General features: G+C 58.8%; 11 protein-coding genes. All 11 read left to right on the top strand.

Annotation, left to right across the window (positions count from 1 at the left end):
- The first annotated feature begins 26 nt into the window (after positions 1-26).
- The 11 genes from kamA (at position 27) to C230_RS0115795 (ending at position 14,055) form a co-directional block, all read left to right on the top strand.
- Positions 27-1,340 carry a lysine 2,3-aminomutase gene (kamA, locus tag C230_RS20745; RefSeq protein WP_051074273.1) on the top strand — a complete coding sequence of 438 codons (1,314 nt, stop codon included), beginning with the start codon at positions 27-29 and terminating at the stop codon, positions 1,338-1,340.
- 16 nt (positions 1,341-1,356) lie between these two features.
- Positions 1,357-2,388 (top strand): lysine 5,6-aminomutase reactivase subunit KamB, encoded by a 1,032-nt coding sequence (kamB, locus tag C230_RS0115840; protein ID WP_018133035.1) that lies wholly within the window; start codon positions 1,357-1,359, stop codon positions 2,386-2,388.
- Entirely contained in the window at positions 2,385-3,995 is a 1,611-nt protein-coding gene (gene kamC, locus C230_RS0115835) for a lysine 5,6-aminomutase reactivase ATPase KamC (RefSeq protein WP_018133034.1), read from the top strand. Before kamB ends, kamC begins: the two co-directional genes overlap by 4 nt.
- Positions 3,992-5,566 carry a lysine 5,6-aminomutase subunit alpha gene (gene kamD, locus C230_RS0115830; protein ID WP_018133033.1) on the top strand — a complete coding sequence of 525 codons (1,575 nt, stop codon included), beginning with the start codon at positions 3,992-3,994 and terminating at the stop codon, positions 5,564-5,566. The genes kamC and kamD overlap by 4 nt, the downstream gene beginning before the upstream one ends.
- The gene (kamE, locus tag C230_RS0115825; protein ID WP_018133032.1) at positions 5,563-6,315 is read left to right on the top strand and encodes a lysine 5,6-aminomutase subunit beta; all 753 of its coding nucleotides are present in this window, start codon (positions 5,563-5,565) and stop codon (positions 6,313-6,315) included. Before kamD ends, kamE begins: the two co-directional genes overlap by 4 nt.
- 204 nt (positions 6,316-6,519) lie before the next feature.
- Positions 6,520-8,544 carry a (Fe-S)-binding protein gene (locus C230_RS0115820; protein ID WP_018133031.1) on the top strand — a complete coding sequence of 675 codons (2,025 nt, stop codon included), beginning with the start codon at positions 6,520-6,522 and terminating at the stop codon, positions 8,542-8,544.
- A gap of 175 nt (positions 8,545-8,719) precedes the next feature.
- The gene (locus tag C230_RS0115815) at positions 8,720-9,898 is read left to right on the top strand and encodes an acetyl-CoA C-acetyltransferase (RefSeq protein ID WP_018133030.1); all 1,179 of its coding nucleotides are present in this window, start codon (positions 8,720-8,722) and stop codon (positions 9,896-9,898) included.
- Between the two features lie 29 nt (positions 9,899-9,927).
- Positions 9,928-10,800 carry a 3-hydroxybutyryl-CoA dehydrogenase gene (locus C230_RS0115810; protein ID WP_018133029.1) on the top strand — a complete coding sequence of 291 codons (873 nt, stop codon included), beginning with the start codon at positions 9,928-9,930 and terminating at the stop codon, positions 10,798-10,800.
- On the top strand, positions 10,797-11,579 hold the full coding sequence (locus C230_RS0115805) for an enoyl-CoA hydratase-related protein (RefSeq protein ID WP_018133028.1): 783 nt from the start codon (positions 10,797-10,799) through the stop codon (positions 11,577-11,579). Before C230_RS0115810 ends, C230_RS0115805 begins: the two co-directional genes overlap by 4 nt.
- Before the next feature lie 164 nt (positions 11,580-11,743).
- Positions 11,744-12,880 (top strand): acyl-CoA dehydrogenase, encoded by a 1,137-nt coding sequence (locus tag C230_RS0115800; RefSeq protein ID WP_018133027.1) that lies wholly within the window; start codon positions 11,744-11,746, stop codon positions 12,878-12,880.
- Positions 12,881-12,903: 23 nt separating this feature from the next.
- Entirely contained in the window at positions 12,904-14,055 is a 1,152-nt protein-coding gene (locus C230_RS0115795) for an acyl-CoA dehydrogenase (RefSeq protein WP_018133026.1), read from the top strand.
- The last annotated feature ends 50 nt before the right edge of the window (positions 14,056-14,105 follow it).

Below are 14,105 nucleotides of genomic sequence, written 5' to 3'. Positions count from 1 at the left end.
GGGGGCCGATTTTGATGAGTCAAACGATGGATGATTTGAGCCGGGCACTGGATGAAGTGCAGCAAAAAACGGGCAGGCGGAAACGACATTTTCGCGATATCGAGCTGTGGAAAGATGTGACCGACGAGCAGTGGAACGACTGGATGTGGCAGCTGACTCACACGATCAACAACCTGGAGCAATTGTCGAAAGTGATCAATCTGACGGAAAAGGAAATCGAAGGCATCAAGCATGTGCGGGAAACGATCTCGCTGCGGATTACACCGTATTACGCGATGCTGATGGATCCGGATGATCCGAATTGCCCGATTCGCTTGCAGGCGGTTCCGTTGTCGGACGAAATGACCCGTTCCCCGTACGATATGGAAGACCCGCTGCATGAAGACGAGGATGCGCCGGCGCCGGGGCTGACGCATCGCTATCCGGATCGCGTGCTGTTTCTGATCACCAACCAGTGCTCGATGTATTGCCGCCACTGCACGCGCCGCCGGTTTTCGGGCGTACCCGGACAATCGGTGCCGAAGCAACAGTTGGACCAGGCGATCGACTACATCCGCCGCACGCCACAAGTCCGTGACGTGTTGCTGTCGGGCGGTGATGGATTGCTGGTGAACGACAAGACGCTCGAATACATCATTTCCAATCTGCGGACGATCCCGCATGTAGAGATCATCCGCATCGGAACCCGCGCGCCCGTGGTCTTCCCGCAGCGGATTACCGACAATCTGTTGAACATGCTGCGAAAATATCACCCGATTTGGATCAACACCCATTTTAACCATCCGGCCGAATTGACGCAGGAAGCGAAAGCGGCTTGCGAAAAAATCGTCGACGCCGGCATCCCGCTTGGCAACCAGACGGTGTTGATGCGGGGAGTGAACGATTGCCCGCACATCATGAAAAAGCTGATGCACGAACTGGTGAAAGTGCGTGTGCGTCCCTACTACATTTACCAATGCGATCTGTCGGAAGGGATTCAGCATTTCCGCACCACCGTCTCGAAAGGACTCGAGATTATGGAACAGCTGCGTGGTCATACGTCCGGTTACGCTGTGCCGACGTTCGTTGTGGACGCACCGGGCGGCGGCGGCAAGATTCCGGTGATGCCGCAATATCTGATTTCGCAGGGGCACGGCAAGGTGGTGCTGCGCAACTTCGAGGGCGTCATTTCCGTCTATCATGAACCGACCTACGAAGACAAAGGCTGCCCGCCCAGCTGCACCCACCACAAAGAAGAAGCGATCGGTGTCGCGAAACTGCTGAACGACCAGGCGCTGGGGCTCGAACCGAAAGGATTGAAGCGGGTCGACCGGCGGCCGCATAAGGAAGCAAACGCCTGATTGGCAGTGGTGCGGTATGCTGTATGAGCACGTACAGGCGGCGGGGGTTCGCCGGCTGGCGATGATCGGGCTAGCCAAACATGCCGGAAAAACGACTGCGCTGAATACGATCATTGAGGAAGCGTCACAAGCGGGTGTCTCCCTGTCCCTCCAAAGCATTGGGGTGGACGGGGAGCGCTTTGACTCGCTGATCGGGGTTGCGAAGCCAGCCGTACAAGCTCCCGCCGGCGGACTGATTGCGACCGCTGCCGATGCGCTGGAACAAGCGACGGCCAAGCTGGAACTGCTGGAAGCGACAGGAGTGCCTTCCGCTCTGGGAGAAATTTTTATCGCGCGCGTGACAGAACCGGGCAGTGTGCTGTTGGCCGGTGTCCGCCAGGTCGAGCAGGCGGGGACCTTGTTGGCGAAGCTTGAAAAATGGGGAGCGCGCCTGCACCTGATCGACGGTGCGTTTGACCGGATGGCGAGCGCCACCCCCGATCTGGTGGACGCGATCGTGTTGTGCGCGGGAGCGAGCGTCGGTCGGACGATTGTCGATGTGGCGAGGGAAACCAGGGCTGCGTTAGCGCGCTTGCAGCTCCCTCCGGTTGAGCAGGAGTGGGAGCGGGAGCTGGCGGCGCTTGCGAGAACAACCGCCTGCATAGCAGCAGGCGGTCCGGGTATGGAACCGAAGGTGCTGTCGGGTGTAAACCCGTTATTGCTGCATCCGCGTTCGATTCCGGACTGGCCGGAAGACGCCGTGGCGGTTGCGGTTCCCGGCGTTGTCACCGACCGGCTGTTGGAGATGTGGGAAGGTCTGGTGCAGACGGTGATTTTGCGGGACGGGACGCATATGATGGGTACGCTTGCCGGGTGGAAGCGGTTTGCGCGAAAAGGGGGACGGCTGTTGGCGGAACGTGCCATTCGCATTGTGGCGGTAACGGTCAATTCCGTTTCGGTGGAGGGCTACCGTTTGCCGCGGCATGAATTGCTGGATGCGATCCAACAGATCGCCGGTGGGTTGCCGGTGGTGGATTGTTTGTTTTCGAGACAGGGGGGCGGCCAGTGAGAGAGTTTCTGGATCGGGAAACACGGGAACATCTGGCATGGGACTACGCGTGGAACCTGTTTCAGCCGATGTCCGAACTCGGGAACGCTTACCGGGCGCGGCTCCGCCCGTATCTGCCGGCGGAGGCCGACCGGTGGCAAGCGGATCGGGACGATCTTGCACAATTGCAAACCGCCCTGCAGGATGCTGACTGGGCGGACCGGCTGCAGCAGCTGCTGGTGACGCTCCGCTCGATCGCACCGCTTTTTCAGCAGACGGAGGCCGGTGCGACATTGCAGACGGGGGAGCTGTTCAAATGGAAACAGTGGGTGTGGAAGGGACGGTTGCTCGATCAGATCGTGCGCGCGACAACGCGCTTCCGATGGTGGCCGGATGTCGATTGGGATGCGGCGTTGCGCATTTTGAATCCGCAGCCGGAATGGACGCCGACTTTCTCGCTGGATGATGCCTATGATCCTGTCCTGCGGGAGCTGCGGTTGCGGAAGCGGCAGTTGCAGCATCGAATCGATCGGGCAAGGAAGCGGCAGCACGAAGAACTCCGTACCCGCTACGGCCGATTGCCGAACCAGGAGCGCGAATATATCTGGCCGCGGGATGACCGGCAAGCGGTTGAACGGGCGCGGGCGGATGAGGATCTCTTGCTGCAGGGAGAAACCTCGTGGGAAGTGATATTTCGCGTACAGGATCGGGCGTCTGTGCTGGCTTTGCTGCAGGAACTGGAGCAGGTGGCGGAGATGGAGGAGGATCGCGAACAAGCGTTGTTGGAAACATTGACCCGCCAGTTGGCGCTTTTCATCGATCGGTTCCGCGGATGTGAAGCTGCATGGGGACGATTGGATTGGCTTGTCAGCTGCATCCTGACGGCCCAGCGGCTTGGTTGGTCGTTTCCGATTTGGTCGGAAGGGCGCTGGGAGATGAAAAACGGCTTCCACCCGCTACTGGCGGACACGCTGCGGCAAAAAGGCCGGCAGGTGACCCCCGTATCCTTTTCACTCGCAGAAGGAGTAACGGTTCTCACCGGACCGAACATGGGCGGGAAGACGGTTGCCCTGCGGACCGCCGGGTTGCTGCAGGCGCTGGCACAGCACGGGATGCCGGTGCCGGCCGAGGCGTTCTGGTTTCAGCCGGTCGACCGGGTTCGGTTCGTCGGGGGAGATCCGCAGTCGATGGAAAATGGACTGTCCACATTCGGCGGCGAGATCTCGCGTCTAGCGGATATACTGGGCCCGCTTGGGCGACCTACGGTCGTTCAACGCCCAGACAGAGTGCTGCTGTTGCTGGATGAGGTGGGACGTGCCACCAACCCGATGGAGGGGGAGGCGTTGGCGGTTGGACTGACCCGATTTTTGCATGGGTCGGAGTGGATCGTGCTGTTTGCCACTCATTATGCCGGAGTTGCGGAAGTGGCGGCGGCAGAAGGGATGCTGCGCTGGCGAGTGGCCGGCCTGTCCGACCACCGGATCGTCCCGGCCGACTCTGCCTCCGTGCAATGGGAATCCTTGTCCATTGCCGAAACAATGGGACTGCCGCCGGAGATCATCGCCCGCTCGCGGGAATGGCTCTCTGCGATAGAAGCGGATTGCAACAGGAGGGGAGGACGCACATGAGCAAATTGCATCTCGATTCGAACATGATCGATCGCGCGCGCCGCGCCGCGTCCGCGATTGCGGACGACGTGGTGCGGTTTATCGAGCGGCGCACGACGGTTGCGGTGGAGCGGACCGTGCTCCGGCTGTTCGGACTGGACGGCGTTGATGCGGACGGGGTGCCGCTGCCGAATGTGGTGGTCGATCATGTGAAAGAACAAGGCCGGCTGCCGGAAGGGGTGGCCCGTCCGCTGGCCAATGCGCTGCTGCAAACGGGCTGGAGCGTGCAGGAAGTGGGGGAAGCGGTCGCCAGCGGCAGCTTGAACCTGTTTGAGACAGAGCAGGCTCCGGAAGCGAAGATTCGGGAAAAAGCGGCCGAACTGGCGCATGCCGCTTTGCGGCGGATTCGCGAAAACCGCCGCCGGCGCGAGCAGCTGATCGAAAAATACGGCGATCGCCCGCAGCCGTACCTGTACGTGATCGTGGCAAGCGGCAACATCTATGAGGACGTGGTGCAGGCGCGGGCAGCCGCCCGGCAGGGGGCGGATATCATCGCTGTCATCCGCTCGACGGGACAGTCGCTGCTGGACTATGTTCCGTACGGTCCGACGACGGAAGGATTTGGGGGAACGTATGCCACCCAGGCCAATTTTCAGATTATGCGCCAGGCATTGGATGAGGTCGGCGAGGAACTGGGGAGGTACATCCGGCTTTGCAACTATTGTTCCGGGCTGTGCATGCCGGAGATCGCCGCGATGGGAGCGCTCGAGCGGCTGGACGTGATGCTGAATGACGCTTTGTACGGCATTTTGTTCCGTGACATCAACATGCAGCGGACGCTGGTCGACCAGAATTTTTCGCGGATGATCAACGCGTATGCGGGCGTGATCATCAACACCGGGGAGGATAACTATCTGACGACGGCTGATGCCGTAGAGGCGGCCCATACGGTGCTGGCTTCCCAGTTTATCAACGAACAGCTTGCGTTTCGGGCGGGGATGCCGGAAGAACAGATGGGGCTTGGCCACGCGTTCGAGATGAACCCCGATCTTGAGGACGGGTTTCTGCTAGAACTGGCGCAGGCGCAGATGGCGCGGGAGATTTTTCCGCGGGCGCCGCTGAAGTATATGCCGCCAACCAAGCATATGACAGGCAATATTTTCCGCGGCCACGTACAGGATGCACTGTTTAACATGGTCGGCATCATGACTGGCCAGGGCATTCAACTGTTGGGCATGATGACCGAGGCGATTCATACGCCGCTGATCCACGAGCGACACCTGTCGATCGAAGCGGCCAAGTATATTTTTACCAATGCGCGCCATCTGCAGGATGAGATCGAGTTCAAAAAAGACGGGATCATCGCCCGGCGGGCGCAACAGGTGCTGGCGGAAGCAACCGGACTGCTGGAGGAAATTCGATCGATCGGGCTGTTTGCCGCGCTGGCGAAAGGCGTGTTTGCCGATGTGAAGCGGACCCCGACCGGCGGTAAGGGGCTGGAGGGTGTTTTCGAGCGGGCGGACAGCTACTACAACCCGATCGAGGAACTGCTGCGGCAGGAATTGCACCTGGCGAAGGAGGAGTCTGCATGAAAGCGGACCTGACGCGGATACGTCCATACGGTGATACGCTGGATGACGGGATGGTGCAGCTCAGTTTTTCGCTGCCGATCCCTTATGGGGACGAAGCAAAGGAAGCAGCCCGCCAGCTTGCCGTGAAAATGGGACTGGCTGAGCCGCAGGTGGTGCACGCCGCTGATATCGGGGAAGGCGTTACGTTTTTCGTGCTGTTCGGGAAGTGCCGCCACACGGTGGACGTGACGCAAATCAAGGTAGTGAAGGCAAAAGCAAAACGGATGAATTTTAAGGAAATCAACGAGTATATCCAGACGCATATCGGCCGCAAGATCGTGGTGATCGGCGCCTGCACCGGAACGGACGCGCACACGGTGGGGATCGACGCAATCATGAACATGAAAGGGTACGCCGGCGAGTATGGGCTGGAGCGCTATCCGATGATTGACGCGTACAACCTGGGAGCGCAGGTGGAAAATGAGGAACTGCTTGCCAAGGCGATCGAGCTGAACGCCGACGCGATTCTGGTATCGCAGGTGGTGACGCAGAAGGATGTCCACTTGCCGAACTTGACGAGGTTGGTCGATCTGCTGGAAGCGGAAGGGATGCGCTCGAAAGTCGTGCTGGTCTGCGGCGGACCGCGCATCTCGCATGAACTGGCGCTGGAATTGGGCTATGACGCCGGTTTCGGTCCGGGAACGCTGGCGCCCGATGTGGCTTCGTTCATCGTTCAGGAATTGGCGCAAAGATTGCGAAAAACTTCGTAAGACGGATTATAAGGCGATGCAGCCGCATCCGCGGGGCAAAATCCTGAATGGGCATTCATTTTTCCGTTCGCAAATCTTCTAGTAATGCGGTATATGTATTACTAGGAGATTCTATTTTTTTATTGGGAATCGACCGAACGTTTGATTCGTGGCATGGAATGATCGAGGTTTATTTTTAATCCAAATCAGAAGGAGTGAAAAGATGTGGAACTGGTTCGCATCCTTTTGTTTCTGGCGGTTGCCGGCGTGTCCATCTACCTGTTCTGGACTGCGCTGTATCGCAAATACCAATATCTGATGCTCGGACGGCCGGAATCGCGGCCGGACAATCAGGATGAGCGGATCCGCTCGATCTTCCGGGATGTGTTCGGCCAGGCGAAAGTACTTGCTGAGCCGGCAGGTCTCGGCCATTTCTTCATCTTCTGGGGATTTATCGTCCTGTCATTCGGCACGTTGGAGTTTGTGGCCCATCACATTTTCGGCGGCCACCTGCCGTGGATCGGGCAGGCCAACTGGTTCGTGTTTGTGCATGAACTGTTCTCCCTGCTGGTGTTGGTGGCGATTCTGATTGCGGCCGGCCGGCGCTATTTCTGGCGGCCGATGCGGCTCGACCAAACGGCGGAAGCGTACATCATTCTCGGGCTGATCGGCGGTCTTGTGGTCACCGACCTGACCGTGATGGGGCTGGAAGTGGCGATCACCGGCAAAGACCCCGGTTGGGTGTCGCCAGTGGCATCCTGGTTGGGCGGCGTTTTTGCCGGCGGCAATGAAACAGTGCTTCGCGTATTCAAGGAGATCTTTGTTTGGGCGCATCTGGCGATTTTGTTCGGATTCCTGATTTTTATTCCGCGTTCCAAGCATTTGCACATGATTGCGGCGGGAATCAATACGTACTTCCGGCGGCTGACGCCGCACGGTCGGCTGCGCACGCTCGATCTGTCAGACGAGTCGGTTGAGGAGTTCGGCGTCGGCCGGATCGACCAGTTTACCTGGAAGCAATTGCTGGACGGATATGCCTGCACCGAGTGCGGACGCTGCCATGTCAACTGTCCGGCGACATTGAGCGGCAAGCCGCTGTCTCCCAAGTACCTGATCCTGAAAATGCGCGACCACCTGACAGAAGTAGGCGACCGCTTCCTGGCGCAAAAAATGGCTGCAGCAACTGGCGTGCCGGGTGCAAATCTGGAAGTCGCGGCTTCGGCCGAGGCGGAAGAACTGCCGATGCTGATGGGCAACGTGTACAGCGAAGACGAGATCTGGGCCTGCACCACCTGCCGTGCGTGTGAAGAGGCGTGCCCGGTGTACAACGAGCATGTCGACAAAATCATCGACCTGCGGCGCTGGATGGTGCTGACGGAAGGAAAAGCGAACGCGGAAATCAACCGCGCGTTCCAAAACCTCGAGCGCCAGTCGAACGAGTGGGGCCAAAACCGCAACACCCGCGCCGACTGGGCAAAAGACCTGGACGTGCGCACCATGGCGGAAGTCGACGGACAAGTGGAGTATCTGTACTATGTGGGATCGGCCTGTTCGTTTGACTCGCGCAACCAGAAAATCGCCCGCGCGTTTGTCAATTTGCTGAACAAAGCGGGCGTCGACTTCGCGATCCTCGGGAAAGAAGAGGAAAGCGACGGGGATTCCGCGCGCAGACTGGGCAACGAGTTCCTGTTCCAGGCGTTGGCGGAAGCGAATGTTGAAATTTTCAAAGCATATAACGTAAAGAAGATCGTAACCACCGATCCGCACGCGTATAACACATTCAAAAACGAGTATCCAGAATTTGGTCTGGAGGGGGTCGAGGTGATCCACGCGACCGAACTGCTGGCGCGGCTGATCGACGAAGGGAAGCTGGTGCCGACGAAGGAAGTGAACGAGATCATCACCTATCACGACTCCTGCTACCTGGGCCGTTACAACGGCATTTATTCGGCGCCCCGCTATATCCTGGAAAAGATTCCGGGTGTGAAAGTGGTGGAGATGGAGCGCAACAAAGAGCGCGGCATGTGCTGCGGGGCAGGCGGCGGCTCGTTCTGGAAGGAAGAATTGAAAGGCACCGACCGGATCAACGTGCTGCGGACGGAGCAGGCGCTGGAAACCGGCTGCACCGCGATCGGCACCGCATGTCCGTTCTGCATGACGATGATGATTGACGGCACGAAAGCGAAAGGCGTCGAAGACAGTATCAACACCTACGACGTGGTGGAATTGCTTGACATGTCAGTGGCTTAAGGCCTGTGCCGCGTGTAACCCGCGGGGATATATGGGTCCCCACCAAAGGAGCCGGAATAAGCTGCGAAGATGGATCGCTCGTCGTTACTTATGTTCAGGGCGATCCGCTTCTAGAGCGTGGGAATCAGCTGCGAAAATCGGTTTGCTTTGGTGGTGGCGTGTGGGAGGTATTGAAATGCGTAATACGGTGATTGTGAGTGCGGCGAGGACGCCGTTTGGGCGGTTTGGCGGGGCTCTGGCACCGCTGTCGGCAGTTGAGCTGGGAGCGGTGGCGATCCGCGGTGCGTTGGAGCGGGCCGGCGTGTCACCTGACCAGGTCGAGGAAGTGCTGATGGGCATGGTGCTGCAGGGCGGCGCCGGGCAGATTCCGTCCCGGCAGGCGGCGGTCAAGGCGGGGCTGCCGTGGTCGACCCCGACGGAAACGATCAACAAAGTGTGCGCGTCCGGCATGCGCGCCGTCACGCTGGCCGACCAGATCATTCGCTCCGGAGACGCGGACGTTGTGGTCGCCGGCGGCATGGAGTCGATGTCAAACGCGCCCTACGCGCTCCCGAACGGACGTTGGGGAATGCGCATGGGAGATGGCCCGCTGCTCGATCTGATGATCTATGACGGACTGCGCTGCGCATTCCACGATGTGCACATGGCGGTGCACGGTTCGGTCGTCGCCGCCGAATTCGGCATCACACGGGAAGCACAGGATGCGTGGGCGCTGCGTTCCCATCAGCGGGCGATTGCGGCGATCGAGGCGGGCCGCATGGCGGAAGAGATCGTGCCGGTAGAAGTGCCCGGCAAAAAAGGTGCGACGGTGGTCGACACCGATGAAGCGCCCCGCCGCGACACCTCGTTGGAAAAACTGGCTGCGCTGCCGCCCGTTTTCAAGCAGGACGGCACGATTACCGCCGGCAATGCGCCGGGCGTGAACGACGGGGCTGCCGCCCTGGTGCTGATGTCGGAAGAGCGGGCGAAAGCGGAAGGCAAGCAGCCGCTGGCCAAAATCTTGGGACACGCGGAAGTGGCGGCCGAGGCACCGTACATCGCGACCACGCCGGCGCTTGCCATTCAGAAACTGCTGCAAAAAACGGGCTATCAGCTGTCCGGCATCGACCTGTTTGAAGTGAACGAGGCGTTTGCCGCAGTCACCTTGACATCGGGCAAAATCATCGGCTGGGACGAGGAAAAAGTCAATGTCAACGGCGGCGCGATCGCACTCGGTCATCCGATCGGCGCAAGCGGCGCGCGGATTATCGGTGCGCTCGTCTACGAGCTGCGGCGGCGCGGCGGCGGCCTCGGCATTGCAGCGATCTGTTCCGGGGCTGCGCAGGGCGATGCGATTTTGCTGCGGGTGGAGTAAACGGTTCAATTCAAGTAAGGAGGAGCGACATGGACATTCAAAAAATCCTGGTTGTCGGAGCCGGCCAAATGGGCAGCGGCATCGCGCAAGTGGCCGCGCAGGCGGGTTTTGAAGTGATTCTCAATGATCTGCAGGATGAATTTGTGCAGCGCGGCCTGAACACGATCGCGAAAAACTTGTCGCGTGACGTAGAGAAAGGCCGCAAGACGGAAGCGGAGAAACAGGCGGTTCTCGGCCGCATCCGGCCGTCGACCGATCTGGCGGACGCAGGCGATGTGCAGTTGGTGATCGAAGCGGCAGTCGAAAACATGGAAATCAAGTGCGATATTTTCCGCAAACTGGACGCCATTGCGCCGGCGGGAACGATCCTCGCGACCAACACGTCTTCGCTGCCGATCACGGAGATTGCGGCCGTTACCAAGCGGCCGGAATTGGTCATCGGCATGCACTTCATGAACCCGGTGCCGGTGATGAAGCTGATTGAAGTCATCCGGGGGCTCGCAACGAGCGACGAAACGTTCCGTACGATTGAAGATCTATCGAAAAAATTGGGCAAAGTGCCGGTGGAAGTCAACGATTTTCCGGGATTTGTCTCGAACCGGATCCTGCTGCCGATGATCAACGAAGCGATCTACTGTGTCTATGAAGGGGTGGCGACGCCGGAAGCGATCGATGAAGTGATGAAGCTCGGCATGAACCACCCGATGGGGCCGCTGACCCTGGCCGATTTTATCGGATTGGACACCTGCCTTGCGATCATGGAAGTGCTGCATGAAGGGCTGGGCGACTCGAAATACCGGCCGTGCCCGCTGCTCCGCAAGTATGTGAAGGCAGGCTGGCTGGGCAGAAAAACGGGCCGCGGATTCTACGTATATGAAAACCAGGGAGGGAACAGGGGATGAACTTTGAACATCTGCTGTTTGCCGTCGAGGATGGGATCGCCACCGTCACGCTGAACCGCCCGAAAGCGCTCAACGCGCTGAATTCCGCTTTGCTGACGGAGCTGTCCGAACTGGTCGACGCGATTGCGAAAGATGCGTCGATTGGCGCGGTGATCCTCACCGGAGCGGGCGAAAAAGCGTTCGTGGCAGGCGCCGACATCGCCGAAATGCAGGGCAAGACGCCGCTGGAAGCGCGCGCATTTTCGCAGTTTGGCAACTCGGTGTTTTCCAAAATCGAGCGCATGCCGCAGCCGGTCATCGCTGCAGTCAACGGATTCGCGCTCGGCGGCGGATGCGAACTGGCGATGGCGTGCGACATTCGGATTGCGAGCACCCATGCAAAATTCGGGCAGCCGGAAGTGAATCTGGGAATCGTCGCCGGATTTGGCGGCACGCAGCGCTTGCCGCGGCTGGTGGGACCGGGGATCGCGAAAGAGCTGCTGATGACAGGCGACATGATCACTGCCGAACGGGCTGCTCAAATCGGTCTGGTCAATCATGTGGTGGAACCGGCTGAGCTGTTGCCGAAGGCGCAGGAGATCGCGGCGAAAATGCTGTCCAAAGGGCCGTTTGCCGTCCGGTTCAGCAAAAAACTGGTGAACGAAGGCATCAACATGGATCTGGAGCGGGCGCTAGCGCTGGAATCGGAAGTGTTTGGCACGCTGTTCGGCACGGAAGACCGGCTGGAAGGCATGACGGCGTTCCTCGAGAAACGGCCGGCGAAGTTTCAAGGGAAGTAAACTTCATCACGCACATGCACATAGAGAAAAAAACAGAGAAGAGAAAAACAACGAGAGGGATAGGAGAAAGAGAAACCGGAATCCGGATTTTTTATCCATCTTACCTGATCGAGCGTTCGGTCGGTGGTGTGTCAGCTCGATCAGACCTGCAGGAGGGACGCAGATTGAATTTCGCGTTGACGCAAGAACAGCAGGATATACGGGATATGGTGCGTCAATTCGCACAGAAGGAAATCGCTCCCCGAGCGGCACAAATCGATGAGGAAGACCGGTTTCCCCGCGACATCATCCGGAAAATGGGGGAACTGGGGCTGCTGGGCATTCCGATCCCGGAAGAATGGGGAGGCGTCGGAGCCGATTTTCTTTCGTATATGCTGGCGATTGAGGAAATCTCTTACGCGAGTGCGGCGGTTGGCGTGATTCTGGCGGTGCATACGTCGGTCGCCACGATGCCGATTTTGAAGTTCGGAACAGACGAACAAAAGCGGCGCTACCTGGAAAAAATGGCAACCGGCCAACTGTTGGGCGGGTTTGCCCTGACGGAGCCGCATGCCGGGTCGGACGCTTCCCGCATCGCGACAAGGGCTGTCAAGCAGGGAGATCATTACATTTTGAACGGTTCGAAGGTGTTTATCACAAACGGCGGCGAGGCCGATTTGTACATCACGTTTGCTGTTACAGATCCGGGGGCAGGGGCGAACGGAATTTCCGCCTTCATCGTGGAAAAGGATACGCCCGGCTTCACGGTTGGCAAGAAAGAAAAGAAAATGGGGTTAAACGGATCGGCCACAGCTTCTCTGATCTTTGAAGATGCCAAAGTACCGGCGGCGCAGCTGCTGGGGCAGGAGGGCGAAGGATTCAAAATCGCTATGAGCAACCTAGATGGCGGCAGGATCGGGATTGCTGCACAGGCGTTGGGAATTGCGCGTGCTGCTTTTGACGCGGCGCTCGCCTACACCAAACAGCGTGAGCAGTTCGGCAAGCCGGTCGCCGAGTTTCAAGGCGTCCAGTTTATGCTCGCCGATATGGCGACGCGGATTGAGGCGGCTCGACTGCTGGTCTACCGGGCGGCAATGCTGCGCGATCAGGGGCTGTCGTGCAAGAAAGAAGCCTCGATGGCAAAGCTGTTTGCCACCGATACGGCGATGGCGGTGACGACCGATGCGGTGCAGCTGCACGGCGGCTACGGATATATCAAGGAGTATCCGGTCGAGCGGTATATGCGCGACGCGAAAGTGACGCAAATCTATGAAGGAACCAACCAGATTCAACGGATCGTGGTGGCCAAGAATCTGCTTTGATCCGATCACGAGGAGGAACAGGAATGAACTTTCAACTGACACCGGAACAGCAGGAAATCCGTAAGCTGGTGCGAGATTTTGCACTGAAGGAAGTCGCTCCGACAGCCGCCCAGCGCGATGAGGAAGAAGTGTTTGACCGCAAGATTTTCGACAAAATGGGGAGACTCGGACTCACGGGGATTCCCTGGCCGGAAGAGTACGGCGGCGCCGGGCTCGATTATGTATCGTACGTGATTGCGGTCGAGGAATTGTCGCGGGTGGACGCCTCCATCGGCGTTACGCTGTCGGCCCATATTTCGCTGGCGAGCTGGCCGATTTTCAAATTCGGAACGGAGGAACAAAAGCAGAAATATCTGCGTCCGCTGGCGGAAGGATCCAAAATGGGGGCATACTGTCTGACAGAACCGGGTTCCGGTTCGGATGCCGGCGCCATGCGAACGACCGCCGTGCTGTCGGAGGACGGCAGCCACTACAGATTGAACGGATCGAAAATCTTCATCACAAACGGCGGAGAGGCGGAGATCTACATCGTCTTTGCGTCGACCGACCGTTCCCAAAAAACGCGTGGCATCACCGCCTTTATCGTGGAAAAAGGATTCGAAGGATTCTCTATCGGCAAGAAGGAGAAGAAAATGGGCATCAAGTCGTCGCCGACGACCGAAGTGGTGTTTGACAACTGCAAAGTGCCTGTGGAAAACCGGCTTGGCGAAGAAGGATTCGGCTTCAAAATCGCGATGATGACGCTCGACGGCGGGCGCAACGGGATTGCGGCGCAAGCGGTCGGGATCGCCCAAGGGGCGTTTGATCTGGCGCTCGATTACGCGAAACAGCGGGAACAGTTTGGACAACCGATCGCCTCGTTCCAAGGCATGCAGTTCAAGCTGGCCGATATGGCGACGAAGATCGAAGCGGCCCGGCTGCTCACCTATCAGGCTGCATGGCTGGAATCGGCGGGGCTCCCGTACGGGAAGGCGTCCGTGATGGCGAAGCTGTTTGCCGGAGACGCGGCGATGGAAGTGACGACGGAGGCGGTGCAGGTATTCGGCGGCTATGGATATACGCGGGAATATCCGGTGGAGCGCTTCATGCGGGACGCGAAAATTACGCAAATTTATGAAGGAACGAACGAAATCCAGCGCGTGGTGATCGCCAACCACCTGCTGAAAGAAAAGTGAGACAGCGAACGGAAAATTCGCTACAATGAAGAACGGACCCCTTGCAGGGG

This window comes from Effusibacillus pohliae DSM 22757, from assembly GCF_000376225.1.
Classification (GTDB): domain Bacteria; phylum Bacillota; class Bacilli; order Tumebacillales; family Effusibacillaceae; genus Effusibacillus; species Effusibacillus pohliae.
This window is presented reverse-complemented; position numbering and strand designations above follow the sequence as displayed.